Genomic DNA, 15,355 nt, shown 5'->3' with positions numbered 1-15,355 from the left:
GAGGTGCGCCACCAGCCGTGCAGAGTGATAAATTGCGTTTTCATCGTTAATACCCCTTCATGTGAACTTGCGTACTAGTTAACTAGTCCGGGAGATTAAAGTCAACCCCTGTTTGCAGATTTTCTCTCTGAGTCGGTATGATGATGCGCTTATTGATATCCTGAATCACTTAAGCTGCAGAATCACAGTCAATCTGCCTGTGACTTAAAGTATGACGGGTACAGGTTCATGTCCAGCAGGAGTCATCTTGAGCAACACCAATTACGCAGTGATTTACGACCTGCACAGCCATACTATCGCCTCTGACGGGCGTCTGACTCCAGAAGAACTTGTCCATCGCGCCCACCAGATGCGCGTCGGCACCCTGGCGATTACCGACCACGATACCGTGGCGGCAATTCCCGCGGCTCAGGCTGAAATTGAACGCGCCGGCTTACCGCTGGCGCTGATTACCGGGGTGGAAATTTCCACATTGTGGGAAAATCATGAAATTCACATTGTCGGGCTGAATATCGATATCGGCCATCCGGCGATGACCGCGCTGCTTGATGAACAGAAAGCGCGTCGCCAGATGCGGGGCCAGCAGATTGCCGAGCGGCTGGAAAAAGCGCGGATCCCCGGGGCCTGGGAAGGGGCGCTGAAGCTGGCGGACGGCGGTGCAGTGACGCGCGGCCATTTTGCCCGTTTTCTGGTGGAGGCCGGCTATGCCAACAACATGGCTGACGTTTTTAAGAAGTATCTGGCGCGCGGGAAAACCGGTTACGTTCCGCCTCAGTGGTGTACAATAAAACAAGCGATTGATGTCATTCATCATTCTGGCGGTAAGGCGGTCATTGCCCATCCCGGGCGCTATGACCTTTCCGCCAAGTGGTTGAAACGTCTGTTGGCCCACTTTAGCGAACAGGGCGGGGATGCGATGGAGGTGGCGCAATGTCAACAGGCGCCGCACGAGCGCGCTCAGCTTGCCGCTTACGCCGTGCAGTATGGCCTGGATGCCTCGCAGGGGTCTGATTTTCATCAGCCCTGTCCGTGGATCGAACTGGGCCGTAAACTTTGGCTGCCCGCGGGCGTAGAAGGGATCTGGCGCAGTTGGGAAGTGGCCGTAGAACAAAATTGAGAGGGAAATATGAGCCAGTTTTTTTATATCCATCCGGAAAACCCGCAGGCGCGGTTAATTAACCAGGCGGTGGACATTGTGCGTAAAGGCGGGGTCATCGTCTATCCGACCGACTCCGGTTATGCCTTAGGCTGTAAAATTGAAGATAAAGGCGCGATGGAACGGATTTGCCGGATCCGTAATTTGCCAAACGGTCACAACTTTACTCTGATGTGCCGCGATTTGTCCGAGCTATCGACCTATTCATTCGTCGATAACGTGGCCTTTCGTCTGATTAAAAACAATACGCCGGGTAACTACACCTTCATCCTCAAGGGCACCAAAGAAGTCCCGCGCCGCCTGTTGCAGGAGAAGCGTAAGACTATCGGGATGCGCGTGCCGTCCAACCCGATTGCGCAGATGCTGCTGGAAACATTGGGTGAGCCAATGCTTTCCACTTCCTTGATGCTGCCAGGTAGCGACTTTACCGAATCCGATCCGGAAGAGATCAAAGATCGTCTGGAGAAGCAGGTGGACCTGATTATTCACGGCGGCTATCTGGGCCAGCAGCCGACCACGGTTATCGATCTTACCGAAGACGCGCCGGTCGTAGTGCGTGAAGGTGTCGGGGACGTGACGCCGTTCCTGTAATGACGCCTGTTTCCATGGAAGGAATCGTCATGTAATGAATCCCCGCTCGCCGCTTTTATTTGCCGCCGTTCAACGCGGCGCAATGCCGCGCGCCTTTTGATGGTTCATCCTCTGCAAAAGACCCTATTGTGCTACCTGGCTTCCATCAGCGCGCCATGCGCCCGGACGGAGGTGCGCGGTAAGTTGTGCTATGCTGCGTAACGCAGAGAAGCATTCATCTTAAAGTTCGTGTACCATGTTCGCCCACGCGAGAAGGCGTGTCTCTGTTATGTCTGCTGTTGCAACATAGATAACGGCACGCGCTGATGCAAAAAAATTTTACAGAACAGGGTGTTAGGTTTCATTTTGCCTCACGTCCTGTTTTTCGAAGTATACCAGACGCCTGGGAAGGCGACACCTTAAGGAAGCTCAATGAGCGAGAAATTACAAAAAGTGCTGGCCCGCGCTGGCCACGGCTCCCGCCGTGAAATCGAAGCCAAAATCGAAGCTGGCCGCGTCAGCGTCGATGGCAAAATCGCCACCCTTGGCGATCGCGTTGAAATTGTCCCGGGTTTAAAAATTCGTATCGACGGTCACCTGATCTCGGTGAAAGAGTCTGCGGAACAGATTTGCCGCGTGCTGGCCTACTACAAGCCGGAGGGTGAGCTCTGCACCCGTAACGACCCGGAAGGGCGTCCGACGGTGTTCGATCGTCTGCCAAAGCTGCGCGGCGCGCGCTGGATTGCCGTTGGTCGTCTGGACGTGAATACCTGTGGCCTGCTGCTGTTTACCACCGATGGTGAACTGGCGAACCGCCTGATGCACCCGAGCCGCGAAGTGGAACGTGAATACGCAGTGCGCGTGTTTGGCCAGATAGATGATGACAAGCTGCGCCAGCTTTCTCGCGGCGTGCAGCTGGAAGACGGCCCGGCAGCGTTCAAAACCATCAAGTTTACCGGTGGCGAAGGGATTAACCAGTGGTATAACGTCACGCTGACCGAAGGACGTAACCGCGAAGTTCGCCGCCTGTGGGAAGCCGTTGGCGTACAGGTCAGCCGCCTGATCCGCGTGCGCTACGGTGATATTCTACTGCCGAAAGGCCTGCCGCGCGGCGGCTACACCGAGCTGGACCTGGCGCAAACTAACTACCTGCGTGAGCTGGTCGAGCTTACGCCGGAAACCACCTCTAAGGTCGCCGTCGAAAAAGATCGCCGTCGTATGAAGGCCAATCAGATTCGCCGCGCGGTTAAGCGCCACAGCCAGGTGAGCAATAATAATAACAACCGTCGTTCCAGCAGCCGTAATAACGGTAACGGTTAATTATTCCAGTTCCGGCGGTCACCGCCGGAATTCTCCCTCCTGTGACTCCTTTCACACTTCTGCATAAAGACAAAAAACAGGAAATGCCCGGACAAATAACGCAAAGCGGCGCGCCAGGCGACGCCATATACTGAGGCCACTGATTATATTAACAGGTAGCCTAAAATGGAAACAGCAGGAAAACTTTCGACAAGCTATGTGGTTATCGGCGTTAAAGAAAAAATAGGGTATGGTTTTGGCGATTTCGCCTCTAATTTATCCTTTGGTTTCGTTTCTCTGTTTTTACTTTTTTTCTATACCAATATTTACGGCATTAGCGCCGTACAGGCGAGCCTGATCTTTGTTATTGCCCGCGTGGTTGATGCGGCATTTAATATTCTGATTGGTTTTGCCATCGATAAAACCCACAGCCGCTACGGTAAGCTTCGACCCTGGTTGTTGTATGGTTCAATTCCGCTCGGCTTCTTAACGGTGCTCTGCTTTGTGCCTTTCGGCGGTGAGGCCAAATTCTACTTCGCACTGATTTCCTATACTATTTATTGCCTGGCCTATACGGCGGTAAATACGCCTTATTCGGCGCTGACCAACCGTTTAACCCAGCATGAAGCCTCCCGTTCATCGCTGTCGGTATACCGGTTTGTCCTGGCGATTGTTGGCTATCTGATTGTGTCCACTACTGCGGACAGGCTGATTTCCCCGTTTAGCGATAAACAGCTGGGGTACGTCTTCGCCGTCTCTTGCTTTGCGCTGCTGGCGACGTTTTTGTTCCTTGCCTGCTTCGGGATGACCAAAGAGCGCGTTGGTGAAGAAGAGGAAGAGACTCCGGCGCCGACGCTGCGGGAAATGTTGAAGGCGGTGGCAGGCAACGCGCCGCTAATTAACCTCTCGATGTTCACCGTCTTTTTTTATATTGCCTATACCGTGTGGATGGCGATCGCTATTTACTTTATCAAATATATAATTGGTAGCGAAGGTTTTACCTCAACCTTCTTTATGATTCAGTCGGCGGCTTATATTGTTGGTACCGTTATTTCGGAAAAAATCATTGCGTTGATAGGTAAAAAGAAAATGACGCTGGTGGCGCTGTCGATCGGCGTTGTGGGCGTACTGATGCAATATTTTATTGCCGGCGACAATATCTGGCTGATCATGACCGGCGTGTGTCTGTACAGTATTACGCTGGGGATGGGTTTCGTTTCAATGTGGTCAATGATTGCCGATACCGTGGAATATGCCGAGTGGCACCATGGGGTGCGCACCGAAGGCGCAATTTACGGTTTCTTTAATTTCATTACCAAAATAGCGATGGCCATCGGCGGCGGCTGCGCGGGCTGGATGCTGGACTATTACCACTATGACGCGGGCAACATTACCGCCAGCGCGATTAACGGCATTAACGTACTGATGACGCTATTCCCCGGCGCGATGTTTGCCCTCAGCGCCCTCTTTGTCGCCTGCTATTCGCTGGATGAAAAAACCTATCGCGATATTGTGCAAAAGATCAGCCTGCGTAAACAGAACGCGCTTTAACCTCAGGGAGTCAGAGAGATGAGTAACGATTTTAACACCACCCTTGCCGCGATGAGCGCGGAAGAGAAAGTAGCGCTGTTGACCGGCAGCGGTCTGTGGCGCACCGCCTCGCTGCCGCAGCACGGTATCGAAGATATCATTATGACCGACGGCACCTACGGCGTGCGCTACAGTAGTGCGCAGATTGATGGCCGGGAAAAGTGGAGTATGGATGATTTTATCTCGGTCATCACCCAAACCGCAGACCAGGCCAGCGCGGAAGAGCCTGTCGCGAAAGGGGGTAGCGAGGCGCTATTCAGCACTTCGCTACCGGCGACCTGCTTTCCAAACGGTTCCAGTCTGGCCTGTAGCTGGGACGTGGAGCTGGTGCATCAGATGGGGGAAGCGCTGGGGCGAGAGTGTCAGCAAATGGGCGTCGGGATCCTGCTCGGGCCCGGCATTAATATTCGCCGCACGCCGCTGGCCGGGCGCGGCTATGAATATTACGCCGAAGATCCGGTGGTCAGCGGCGATATTGCCGCTGCGCTGATCAACGGCCTGCAGCAGGAGGGCGTCGGAGCCAGCCTGAAGCATTTTGCGGCCAATAACTCGGAATATCGCCGCACGGAAATGGATTCGATCATTGAAGAGCGTGCGCTACGGGAAATCTACCTGGCAGGTTTCCAGCGGGCGATTGCAAAATCCCAGCCGTGGACGGTGATGTCCTCCTACAATCGTCTTAACGGCGTACAAACTTCGCAGGATCCATTTTTACTCACTCAGGTATTGCGCGATGAGTGGGGATATGACGGCCTGGTCATGTCCGACTGGTATGGTATTAAAGATCGTCCCGCTTCGTTGATGGCGGGCAACGACCTGGCGATGCCGGAAACCCGCCGCGATAAACACAGCTTGCTGGCGGCTATCGAAGGCGGAGAAGTTCCGATGGCGGTGGTGGACCGCGCTTGTCTACGCATGTTGGAACTGCTCGACAAGGTTCAGCGCCATCGCCGCCCGCAAACGCGAGCCGATTTTAGGGCGCACCACGCGCTGGCGCAGCGGCTTGCCGGTGAATCCATCGTCCTGCTGAAAAATGAAGAGGGTCTGTTGCCGCTGCGTCCGGAGAAAACGCCGCGCATCGCGGTGCTGGGTAAACCGGCGCAGGAGCCGGTGATTCAGGGATCCGGATGTGCGACCACGGTACCGTATCTTCTCGATCGCCCGCTGGATGAAATTTTCGACCTCGCCGGGGACGATTTTAGCGTCACCTCGGCCGTAGGCGCGCCGGACGATCTGCGCGATGACGAACAGGCGCTGGCGCAGGCCTGCCGCGTGGCAAAAGAGGCAGACGTGGCGGTACTCTTCGTCAGTACTGCCGTAGGCGAAGATGGCGAAAATGGCGATCGTCAGGATCTGCATATTCTGCCGGTGCACGAACGGTTAATTCGCGAAGTGGCGACGGTCCAGCCGAATATCGTGGTGGTGCTGGCGAATAGCGATGCGGTGGTGATGCCGTGGCTCGGCGAGTGCAAAGCGCTGCTGGAAACGTTCTTTGCCGGGCAAGGGATGGGGCGCGCGGTGGCGGAAATCCTTTTCGGCCAGCGTAACCCCTGCGGCAAACTGACGGTAACGGTGCCTAATTCCCTGGAGGAAACGCCGGCCTGGCTGCACTATCCGGGCGAAAACCTGCGCCACTACTACGGAGAAGGGCTTTTTGTCGGCTATCGCTATTATGACAAACGTCGCCTGACGCCACAGTTTCCGTTTGGCTTTGGCTTAAGCTATACCCGGTTTGCGTACGATAATATCGCGCTGTCAGCCTCCCGATTAGGCGCAGACGAGACGCTTACCGTGTCGTTCGACCTGACCAACTGCGGAGAGTATGCGGGCAAAGAGATCGTCCAACTGTACGTCAGCGCGCCGAAGGGGGAGCTGATTCGCGAAGTGCAGTCATTAAAAGCGTTCAGCAAAGTGGTGCTGGCTGCCGGAGAATCCCGGCGCGTAAGCCTGCAGCTGCCCATTGCCGAACTAGCCTGCTACCATCCGGGCCTGGGCGATTGGGTGGTGACGCCGGGAATCTGGCAGGTTCGCGTCGGCGCCTCATCCCGGGATCTGCCGTTAATCGCGGAAATGGAGGTAGATTGTCCGCAGCGGTACGTACCGCTGCGCGATGATAACTCTCTACAACAGCTTATCCAGCAGCCGGAGGCCTTTGCCCGCGTCGTAATGCTGATAGCCGATAAGAGTCAGATGCCAGCGGAGCAGGTGCGTGAAAAACTGATTCGCCTGGCGCCGGATCTGTTCTGCGGACTGCTGATTGCGCTGACCGAATTCCTGGCGCTGGATATTGAGCGCGACGAGCTTAACGCGGTGTTGGCGGGCGCTAATCATTGCTAATGACAGGAGAGTGCGCATGTTCCCTTTTTCAGTGACTCATCCTCGTTCGGTCACCCAGACCGGACGACAAACGGCGAACAGCGGCTATGAGCTGATTGCCTTTGATGCCGAGAAGCTGAACGTGTTTGCCGCGGAGGTTCGCTACTGCGAGCCTCACTGGCATCCGGCTCCGGAGCTGATTACCGTGCTGGCGGGGCGATTTACGCTCTCTGTCGGTCAGCAGAGCCTGGAGCTAGCGCAGGGGGATATGCTGTACATCAATGCCGAAGAGGTCCATTCGCTTAGCGCGGAGATGGCGGGCAGCCAATTGGTCACCGTCCAGTTTTCACCCGGCCTGTTTGATGAGCTTCATCCCTCGCCGCAGCTGGACTGGAGTACCTGCGGACGGCCTTACTCTACGGCAGACAGTGAGGTGCACCTACGGTTGGCGAGGCTACTGGAACAGCTAATTGACAACCACGCGCCGTTTCAGCGCATCGCGGCGATTTACCTGCTGCTGGATGCGGTCGTCTGCGCCGGAAAGCCGACGCGGCGCGCCGAAAGCTCGCTGCGTGACGAGGCGATGATCAAAAGAGGCATTGATTTTATTAATCAACACTTTGATCAGCCGCTGACCCTGAGCGAGGTAGCCTGCCATAGCGGGATGAGCTACTCCTGGTTCTCGCGGCTGTTCAAAAAGGTGAGCCGCTATAATTTTAAAGAGTATTTGACGCTGGTGCGGCTAAACAAAGCCCGCACCCTGCTGCGCGATACCCGCACGCCAATCACTGAGATTAGCCACAGCTGCGGCTTTCAGGAGCACAAGTATCTGATTGCCGCCTTTAATAAATACTGCGGCGTCACGCCAACCGAATACCGCAAGCGCTTCGTCTCACGGCAAAATATTCCCGAAAGCGAGCTGGCGCTGGGGGAGGACTGTCTGTGCCTGCCGCTCAATCATGGGTTGCTCGAACGGCTAGCGGCTAGTAGTCGATCCCTATCTGCGCCTTGATCCCGGCATCAAAGGCGTGCTTAACCGGACGCAGTTCGCTAACGGTATCGGCCAGTTCGCTAATTTCACGGTGGCAGCCGCGGCCGGTGATAATGACCGTCTGGTGGGCCGGGCGGTTGCGCAGCGCGGTAAGCACCTCTTCCAGCGGCAGGTAGTCGTAGGCCACCATATAGGTGAGCTCGTCCAGCAAAACGAGGTCGAGACTTTCATCAGCTAGCATGCGGCGCCCGTGCTCCCAGACCGCCAGGCAGGCGGCAGTGTCGCTTTCGCGATCCTGAGTATTCCAGGTAAAACCGGTCGCCATCACCTGAAACTCAACGCCGTGCGGCTCAAGCAGGTTGCGCTCGCCGTTTGGCCAGGTACCTTTAATAAACTGCACGACGGCGGCTTTTTTACCGTGCCCGACGGCGCGGGTGACGGTGCCGAAAGCGGCGGTGGTTTTGCCTTTACCGTTGCCGGTAAAGACGATCACGATGCCGCGCTCTTCCTGCGCGGCGGCGACGCGAGCGTCAACTTTATCTTTCACCCGCTGCTGGCGTTCGCGGTGGCGTTCATCACTCATTGTGCGATTCCTGGTTTGCGGCCCGGCTGGGCGTCAAAAGTCATTCCCGTCTTACGGCGGCTGTCGTCGCCCATCAGCCACAGATAAACCGGCATGATATCAGCGGGGGTTTTCAATTTTTGCGGATCTTCCGTTGGAAACGCATTGGCGCGCATTTTGGTGCGCGTGCCGCCGGGGTTGATGCAATTAACCCGCAGATGACGGCTCTGATACTCCTCGGCTAGCACCTGCATCATGCCTTCGGTGGCAAATTTAGATGCGGCGTAAGCGCCCCAGTTGGCGCGCCCCTGACGGCCGACGCTGGAGGAGGTAAAGACCAGCGAACCTGATTCGGATTTGAGTAATAAAGGAAGCAGCGCCTGGGTGAGCATAAAGGTGCCGTTAACGTTCACCTGCATCACCTGCTGCCATACCTCCGGCTTTTGCCGATCCATCGGGCAGACATCGCCCAGCAGACCCGCGTTGTGTAGCACCCCGTCGAGGCGCGGGTAGTGGATGGCGATCTTCTGCGCCAGCTGTTGACACTCCTGCGGCGTGCAGGTTAACAGATCCAGAGTAAACCAACGGGCGGGGATGCCGCCCGCTTGCTGAATCTCGTGCGCAACGCTGCGCAGCTTCTCTTCATTACGGCCGACCAGGATAACGCTGGCGCTATAGCGGGAATAGGTCAGGGCGGCTTCACGGCCTATGCCGTCGCTGGCGCCGGTAACCAGGATGATGCGATCCTGTAACAGGTGACGTTGCGGTTGATAGTGCACGGCGACTCCTCGGGCGATCTGCAGGCGATCGCGCTTGCTATTCGGTATTTCACTTTTGCGCTTTATGCCTGAAAGTGTAATCAAAAATTTCATCTTAAAAATCAGTAAATTAAAAACGTGAAGTCAAAATCATTCAAAATAAATTCATTATCCAATTTCAATCCTGTCCCATTCTCGGCCTCTGTCGTCACGATATGTCGCCGTCATACTTCCTGATTTATGCCCCAGCAGATGCTGTGCAAAACTATCACCAACCTGCTTGCCATACAACCTCGCAGACAGGCTTCTGAGTTCATGGAAGCTAGGAGGCTCTCCTGTAAAGGTAATCCCGCAAAGTTCGCGAGCTCGCCTGAAATTACCTGACACGGTAGTGGTTGATAGCTTCTTTCCGCTACTGGATGAGACAATGGTCTTTCCTGCGGAGAGCTTACGGCACTTCTGCAAAACCCCTTCCAGAGAGATGTTTAACTCTTCAATTTTCAGCCCTACTGGTATCGCCAGTTTGGCGCCTGTCTTTTTCTGCTCTACGTACAGATACCCGTCTCGAATATCCTCCCAGCTCATAGCGCATAGATCACTGACACGCTGCCCGGTTAATACAGCCAGATCCATTGACAGCCTAACCCACGGTGAGAGCGTTCCCGCAGCCCGGTAAATTTCCCGGTATTCCTCAACGGTCAGCCGGGTGCGTTTAACCTCAAATTTAGCGGCTCTTGTCGCTGTGACGGGATTAACTGTAATGTGCCCCTCCGCGATAGCCTCCCTGAAAATATCTCCCAGCGTCGACCTGATTAGCTTTGCCATTGCATGCTTTCCTTCATTAGCATAATCATTCAGGATAATAGCTATCTGTTTAGTGGTGATTTCCGCAATAGGAATGTCCTGCATTCGTTCCTTTATTGACCTTAGTTTGCTGGCATAGTCGATAAGTGTTTTCGGCTTTAACCCGCGAGAGGCGACAATCTTTTCATAGCGCTCCAGCCATGAATGTAAGGTAACGGAGTCTATCTGACTGATGCGCGTACTAAGAGGAACATGACCAGCGTCACCAAGTAATTCTATATTGGCCTGTATCGCTTCACTGACCGCAAGCCGTCGGTTTCTGCCTAAACCATATTCTTTCCCATCTCGCGGATCGCGATAACTGTAATAACCTCCATTCCTTACATACAAATTAGGTGGCAAATCCCGTCTCTCATGGTTTCTTCTTCTTCCCACCAGTCATTCTCCGCAATAGACCGCAGGTTGATGACTGTGATGGCTCAACCTTAATAGCCGTTTCCTGAAACAAATACTCCACACCGTCTTTCTTCGGTGCTGGATAAATTTTACTTTGTCTAACCCATCGACGAACGGTCTCAAGGCTGCGTGGTCGTGGCTGCCTGGCATTCCATTCTTTTAAGGTAATAAGTGCCATAAATAACCTCATGGCCGGGAAACTATAATCAGTTCCCCGGTTTAATGTTGATTATTGGAAATCAGTTTGTGCTGCCACATCGTTTGAACTCAATAACCCAAACCCATGGGGTGCTCTGCCAGCTTTCTTCATCGTAGATAGATTTCCAGAGAGTAACGAAAGAGCCCCTGGCGCTAAGCTGGTGTTGAGTCCAGCCCGGTTGGTAATGCTTCCAGAACCCGCCGCGAAACTGGGCCACGCCTTCAGATGCTGCATTCTCTTCGCTGATAGCGTTTAATCGCTCCACGCGCACACCGGTAATTTCCAGCAGAATGCGGCTGGCCCAGCGCGGCATGTGCAGCGATGGCGTCCACTTCTCAGGCGTTGCCGGTTTATTGCAGACCGATACAGGCACGCGGTGGGTTTGCTCCGTCCAGGAATTTCGCACGCTGGCTTTGTATACCAGTGTGGCGACGTCGGTAGCCCGGCTATGGACACGAAATGTCTCGCGCACCCAAATTCGATCGCCTGGTTTACCAAATGCGCTGTTCAGATAGTTGCCTGCCGACAGCTCCCCGGCCAGTTCATTGCCAGCCAGCTCGCACCCAAGGTTTTTGTCTAATACCGGAAACCTTACTGGGCGCCGTGTCTGCGTCTTCCGTCCGTCGAGAATGGCCCGCACCATCTCAGCGTTAAAAATCATTCCACGCTCGAGCATCGTGAAGCCTCCGACTGAAGAGCCTTGTATGCACGCAATACATGGATTGTTTTCCCGGAAATAACCGTTTTTAAAATAAAGAACCCGCTACGCTTTGAACGAACGGAAGGAGCCAGGAATAAAGCAGTATCAACGGCGCGATTGTGCAGCCGGAATTCGAATACCGTACTTGTGACAATCGCGGTTGCTATTACACCTTTATCAATAAATTCTATTTTCATATTTGTTATTTCCTTTTGCAGGATTGCTAACTGAAACTGATTTTATTTATTCCAGAACGAAGGCCGTAATTGGGCTGTTGCTGGTCTGGCTGGTAAAGAGTTTCGGAATGATGACTTTGCAGCTGTGAGCGTTTCTTTCTTCTTTTGCTTTTCATTGCACACAGGGCAGTAATAGGCTTGCTTACGGTATGCACCCTTTCCGATGGGGCGATATTGCAACTCTTCGCGTGCAAAGGAGCCGCCGCAGCTGTAGCAGTGGAGTGTTTCGGTTTCCATATTTATTCCTGTATTAAGGTGTGTGGATACCTGCCATTTAAGGCATTAATTCATTTATTCGATAATTAAAATGAAACTTCGGTATTGACTTTATATTGCCCTGTAAGCAAGTCAGCATCGACGGAAATTAAATCCCCGTACAGGTCGTAATTTAAAATAACATCACGAAATTGAAGTCCTGAAAGCGCATCCGTACGACCACAAAACATATGGTCTTCTTCGTGCTTTGCTGCTTCATGAATATCTTTTATTGATGCCATGGCATCAGACCACATGCCACTGTTACCAATGAACTGCGCAATAGCGAGTTTGCTTTGAGCTGCTTTAACCGTCGGGTTGCTTTGCAGACAATTAGCCATTAAACACCCCCGTAACATGCAGAATTTTGATAATGGTCGCTGACCAGGCAACAAGGCAGATGGCCAGAACAATAATCAGTGATCGAATGCCATTTCTGCTCATACGCCACCCCAGCACTGAACGCTTACCGATGCGACCGCAACCAAAAACGGAACAACCTTCAACCAGAACCGGCGCCATGCTGGCTTGTCTTCGTCTCGAATCATCTCCTTTCCCTCATGCGTGTTGAGTACCTAACAGGCCTTGCAATGCAGTGCCGGGTGCCTCCCGGTGATACCAGCCAGTTAACAACTGGTATCGACAGCTTCTTTTCCACCCCACTCTTTTTAGAAACGAGTGATACCGCTTAACTGTGCCGCGTGCGCATAGCCGCATTCACTGCATTGTAAAGTCTGTTGATTTTTAGCCTTCAGGCGGCCAACCGAACGTTTAACCTATCGCACCGTTGTGTCGATAAGTAGAGAATACTACATAAAGTAGATTGGTCAACACCTAAAGTAGAAATAAATATCTACTAAAAGTTGTTTTTAACAATACGGGAACACAAAAAAACCCAGCATTGCTGGGTTTGGTGTGGTTGTTTCTGATTTATTTTTTGTCTGGATCTGCGTACTCGCTATAGAACTCCAGGAGCTTCTTATAGCGAATCTCAAAGGCCAGAAGCATGTTGTTTGCTTCTGCATCAGGGAATTTTCTGAAGACTCGAATCAGGCGTTTCTCTTCATCGCTTAAGCTCGCGAATTCTGTTTCATTGCCATTCTCTGGTTGGGTGAAGGTGACAGTCTCCGGGGCTGCGTTGGATTCAGCGCTGTTTTCTACTGCCCCGTAGTCTAGCCAGGCTGGAGGCACGCTCAACCATTCCGCAATTCTCATCAGCTTTTCATCGCGCGGTTTTGCTGTGCCAAGCGTATACCGCCTAGCCATTTCGTAGGTGACCTGTCCCGCATGACTTAATTGCTTAACAGACAAGTTCTTTTTACTCATCTCTTGGTTAAGTCGATCTGCGAAGTCTTGATGCTTATTCGATTTTTCTACCATAGGTAGAAGATTACGGCAGAGAATGTTTTTAGTCATTTCTATTTTAAGTAGTTGCATTTTCTACTTTGTGTAGTATTCTCTACTTACCAACTCACAGGAGGTAAGAATGCCTACACCATACAAAAACATAACGGAAAAAGCCGTTAGAGCGATTGGGAATGTTTCCTGTGTCGCCCGCATGTTCGACTTTAAGTCGAGCCAGTCAGTAGCAAATTGGATAAACCGAAATTGCGTCCCTAGTGATCGCGTCATCCCACTCTGTCGCATGGGAGGGTGGGTAGTAACCCCTCATGAACTTCGCCCGGATCTTCATCCAACACCGATTAGTGGGCTTACGGAAGAAATTATCACCAAGCGGCAGAGGGAGTCTGATTGATGGAAATCAAACACGAGCACGTTGAGATAGTTCTGCTGGCATGGGCTGCTGAAGTCGGTCAGGCCTATGCAGCCAATGCCATTACTGAAGAGTACGTGCGTTCCGGTGGGACTGAGCTTCGCCTGGTTCCGGGTAAGGCGTGGGCCAATCAGCAGAATATCTTCCATCGCTGGCTGAAGGGTGAGACCGAACAGCAGCGCGAGAAAATCCGTCTGCTGCTTCCGGCAATCCTGCGCGTTCTGCCGCGTGAAATCCGTCATCGTCTGAGCATCTACGACACGATAGAGCGTCGGGCATTGCTGGCGGCCCAGCATGCCATCGGAACGGCTATTGATGCGCACGACGACGCTATTGAAGCCATATACAGCAAGGCGAATCAGCCTGTAGCTGTTGAAGTAACGAAATACCACTGATTTCGGAGGTGACTATGTGTACCCAGTCTGCTGCTGAATTGATTGCTCGCCTGAAACGGGCTTATCCGGCGTATGAGCCGTCTGAAGGAGATTGTGCAGGCACTGGCATCCCTAAGGCCGGTTCTCGCTTCCAGCACAGGCACAAAGGCCACATGGTGACGGTAATCACAGCGACAGAGAAAGATGTTTCCTACCGCAAAGCCTGCGGGGCTGTTGGCTGGGTGGGATTGAGAGAGTTTTTACGGCTACACAATGAGGTTTCGGAATGAACAATCAGGTGTTTGAAATTGTTCAGGCCATGTCGGGGCAGGGGAACTGCATAACGATCCCCGGACCGTATCTGGATTTCTTTGCAGGAGACAGGCAGCAGCATTTGCTGGCGGCCATTCTCAATCAGCTGGTGTTCTGGTCGGGCAAGTCGAGTCTGGAAAATGGCTGGTTTTACAAAGAGCACGCAGCGCTTGCGAAAGAGGTTCGGGTTTTAGAGGGCGATGTGGTCCGAAGAGCTATCTACAAAATTACTGAGCAATATTTACCCGGCGTTATCCAGGAAGAAATTCGTCAGGTTAACGGTACGCCGAAGAAGCATTACCGCATTGACCAGGAAGAGCTGATGCTCAAGATTTTCCCGTCAATACTGGATTCGGCACAAGTGCCGAATGGAAGCAAAGCATTGAAAGTATTGGATTCGGCACAAACGCCGAATGGAAACGGCACAAACGCCGAATGCATTCGGCATAAACGCCGAATCCAGGAAACGGCACAAACGCCGAATGGAAACGGCACAAACGCCGAATCCTATCTCTATACAGATCTTAAAAGAACAGATCTTATAACAGATCTTAAAAACCAAGGCGGAGAGTATTCCCCTGTGGATAACTTTGCTGAGAAGCATCCTGAGGCGGTGATTTTCAACGCTGAAAAAAGCCTTTGGGGAAGCGCGGAAGACCTGGAGTTTTCGAAGTGGTTTTATGCCCGCGTCGTCGAAGTGCACGAACGAGCTGCTGAATTCGACGGGACGATTTCAAGACCAGTAGAGCCAGACTGGACATTCTGGGCGAATGAAATCCGGTTGCTACGCGAACAGCAGGGCTGCACTCACGAGCACATGTACACCATGGTTGAACGCATTCAGAACAGCTGGTGGGTCAAGGACATTAAAACTGCTGACCGCCTGCGGAGCAAATGGCCTGAGGTGGCTGTGAAGCTTTGTCCGGCAAATCTCACAACCGGTGGCAATCTCGGTTTTAGCGGCAAGGTTCAGGCAGATATTCCGAAGGGTTTCAGGGGCTAA

18 protein-coding genes and 1 other annotated feature (1 of these 19 running past the window's edge) are annotated in these 15,355 nt (G+C 53.0%); of the genes, 8 read left to right on the top strand and 10 right to left on the bottom strand.

Going from position 1 to position 15,355, the window contains the following annotated elements; genetic code table 11:
• Positions 1 to 20, bottom strand: a sequence feature (Trp leader region) (it extends 76 nt beyond the left edge of the window).
• Positions 21 to 247: 227 nt separating this feature from the next.
• The 6 genes from rnm (at position 248) to EGY08_RS02990 (ending at position 7,943) form a co-directional block, all read left to right on the top strand.
• A complete protein-coding gene (gene rnm, locus EGY08_RS03015; RefSeq protein WP_004121271.1) occupies positions 248 to 1,117 on the top strand; it encodes an RNase RNM in 870 nt (289 codons plus the stop codon).
• Positions 1,118 to 1,126: 9 nt separating this feature from the next.
• Complete coding sequence (locus EGY08_RS03010; protein ID WP_004121270.1) at positions 1,127 to 1,747, top strand: L-threonylcarbamoyladenylate synthase; 621 nt, start codon at positions 1,127 to 1,129, stop codon at positions 1,745 to 1,747.
• 411 nt (positions 1,748 to 2,158) lie between these two features.
• Complete coding sequence (rluB, locus tag EGY08_RS03005; protein WP_004121268.1) at positions 2,159 to 3,046, top strand: 23S rRNA pseudouridine(2605) synthase RluB; 888 nt, start codon at positions 2,159 to 2,161, stop codon at positions 3,044 to 3,046.
• Positions 3,047 to 3,211: 165 nt separating this feature from the next.
• The gene (locus tag EGY08_RS03000; protein ID WP_123828194.1) at positions 3,212 to 4,576 is read left to right on the top strand and encodes an MFS transporter; all 1,365 of its coding nucleotides are present in this window, start codon (positions 3,212 to 3,214) and stop codon (positions 4,574 to 4,576) included.
• An 18-nt stretch (positions 4,577 to 4,594) separates the two neighbouring features.
• On the top strand, positions 4,595 to 6,952 hold the full coding sequence (locus EGY08_RS02995; protein ID WP_123828193.1) for a beta-glucosidase family protein: 2,358 nt from the start codon (positions 4,595 to 4,597) through the stop codon (positions 6,950 to 6,952).
• A 16-nt stretch (positions 6,953 to 6,968) separates the two neighbouring features.
• Positions 6,969 to 7,943, top strand: a complete 975-nt coding sequence (locus EGY08_RS02990; RefSeq protein WP_087829254.1) for a helix-turn-helix transcriptional regulator — start codon at positions 6,969 to 6,971, stop codon at positions 7,941 to 7,943.
• Here EGY08_RS02990 and cobO read toward each other — a convergent pair.
• From cobO to EGY08_RS02945, 10 genes are all read right to left on the bottom strand, one after another.
• Positions 7,915 to 8,505: a cob(I)yrinic acid a,c-diamide adenosyltransferase gene (gene cobO / locus EGY08_RS02985; RefSeq protein ID WP_004121259.1), complete on the bottom strand. Its 591-nt coding sequence runs from the start codon at positions 8,503 to 8,505 to the stop codon at positions 7,915 to 7,917. The two genes, EGY08_RS02990 and cobO, sit on opposite strands and share 29 nt — an antisense overlap.
• Complete coding sequence (locus EGY08_RS02980) at positions 8,502 to 9,263, bottom strand: YciK family oxidoreductase (RefSeq protein ID WP_004121257.1); 762 nt, start codon at positions 9,261 to 9,263, stop codon at positions 8,502 to 8,504. Before EGY08_RS02980 ends, cobO begins: the two co-directional genes overlap by 4 nt.
• 147 nt (positions 9,264 to 9,410) lie before the next feature.
• Positions 9,411 to 10,481 (bottom strand): tyrosine-type recombinase/integrase, encoded by a 1,071-nt coding sequence (locus EGY08_RS02975; protein ID WP_123828192.1) that lies wholly within the window; start codon positions 10,479 to 10,481, stop codon positions 9,411 to 9,413.
• Positions 10,459 to 10,680 carry an excisionase gene (locus EGY08_RS02970; protein WP_224324059.1) on the bottom strand — a complete coding sequence of 74 codons (222 nt, stop codon included), beginning with the start codon at positions 10,678 to 10,680 and terminating at the stop codon, positions 10,459 to 10,461. The genes EGY08_RS02975 and EGY08_RS02970 overlap by 23 nt, the downstream gene beginning before the upstream one ends.
• A gap of 61 nt (positions 10,681 to 10,741) precedes the next feature.
• A complete protein-coding gene (locus EGY08_RS02965) occupies positions 10,742 to 11,377 on the bottom strand; it encodes a hypothetical protein (RefSeq protein ID WP_123828191.1) in 636 nt (211 codons plus the stop codon).
• Positions 11,359 to 11,598 (bottom strand): hypothetical protein, encoded by a 240-nt coding sequence (locus EGY08_RS02960; RefSeq protein ID WP_086073915.1) that lies wholly within the window; start codon positions 11,596 to 11,598, stop codon positions 11,359 to 11,361. Before EGY08_RS02960 ends, EGY08_RS02965 begins: the two co-directional genes overlap by 19 nt.
• A 42-nt stretch (positions 11,599 to 11,640) precedes the next feature.
• Positions 11,641 to 11,874, bottom strand: coding sequence for a hypothetical protein (locus EGY08_RS02955; RefSeq protein ID WP_123828190.1), 234 nt, complete (start codon positions 11,872 to 11,874; stop codon positions 11,641 to 11,643).
• Positions 11,875 to 11,939: 65 nt separating this feature from the next.
• Positions 11,940 to 12,233 carry a host cell division inhibitory peptide Kil gene (locus EGY08_RS02950; protein WP_123828189.1) on the bottom strand — a complete coding sequence of 98 codons (294 nt, stop codon included), beginning with the start codon at positions 12,231 to 12,233 and terminating at the stop codon, positions 11,940 to 11,942.
• Positions 12,226 to 12,336: a hypothetical protein gene (locus EGY08_RS31310; protein WP_049079962.1), complete on the bottom strand. Its 111-nt coding sequence runs from the start codon at positions 12,334 to 12,336 to the stop codon at positions 12,226 to 12,228. The genes EGY08_RS02950 and EGY08_RS31310 overlap by 8 nt, the downstream gene beginning before the upstream one ends.
• 486 nt (positions 12,337 to 12,822) lie before the next feature.
• Positions 12,823 to 13,329 carry a hypothetical protein gene (locus EGY08_RS02945; RefSeq protein WP_123828188.1) on the bottom strand — a complete coding sequence of 169 codons (507 nt, stop codon included), beginning with the start codon at positions 13,327 to 13,329 and terminating at the stop codon, positions 12,823 to 12,825.
• A gap of 318 nt (positions 13,330 to 13,647) precedes the next feature.
• On the opposite strand from EGY08_RS02945, the gene EGY08_RS02935 reads away from it, so the two are divergent.
• Positions 13,648 to 14,061, top strand: coding sequence for a toxin YdaT family protein (locus tag EGY08_RS02935; RefSeq protein ID WP_123828187.1), 414 nt, complete (start codon positions 13,648 to 13,650; stop codon positions 14,059 to 14,061).
• Positions 14,062 to 14,326: 265 nt separating this feature from the next.
• The gene (locus tag EGY08_RS02925) at positions 14,327 to 15,355 is read left to right on the top strand and encodes a hypothetical protein (protein WP_123828185.1); all 1,029 of its coding nucleotides are present in this window, start codon (positions 14,327 to 14,329) and stop codon (positions 15,353 to 15,355) included.

This window comes from Klebsiella sp. FDAARGOS_511, assembly GCF_003812845.1.
Classification (GTDB): Bacteria; Pseudomonadota; Gammaproteobacteria; order Enterobacterales; family Enterobacteriaceae; genus Klebsiella; species Klebsiella grimontii.
This window is presented reverse-complemented; position numbering and strand designations above follow the sequence as displayed.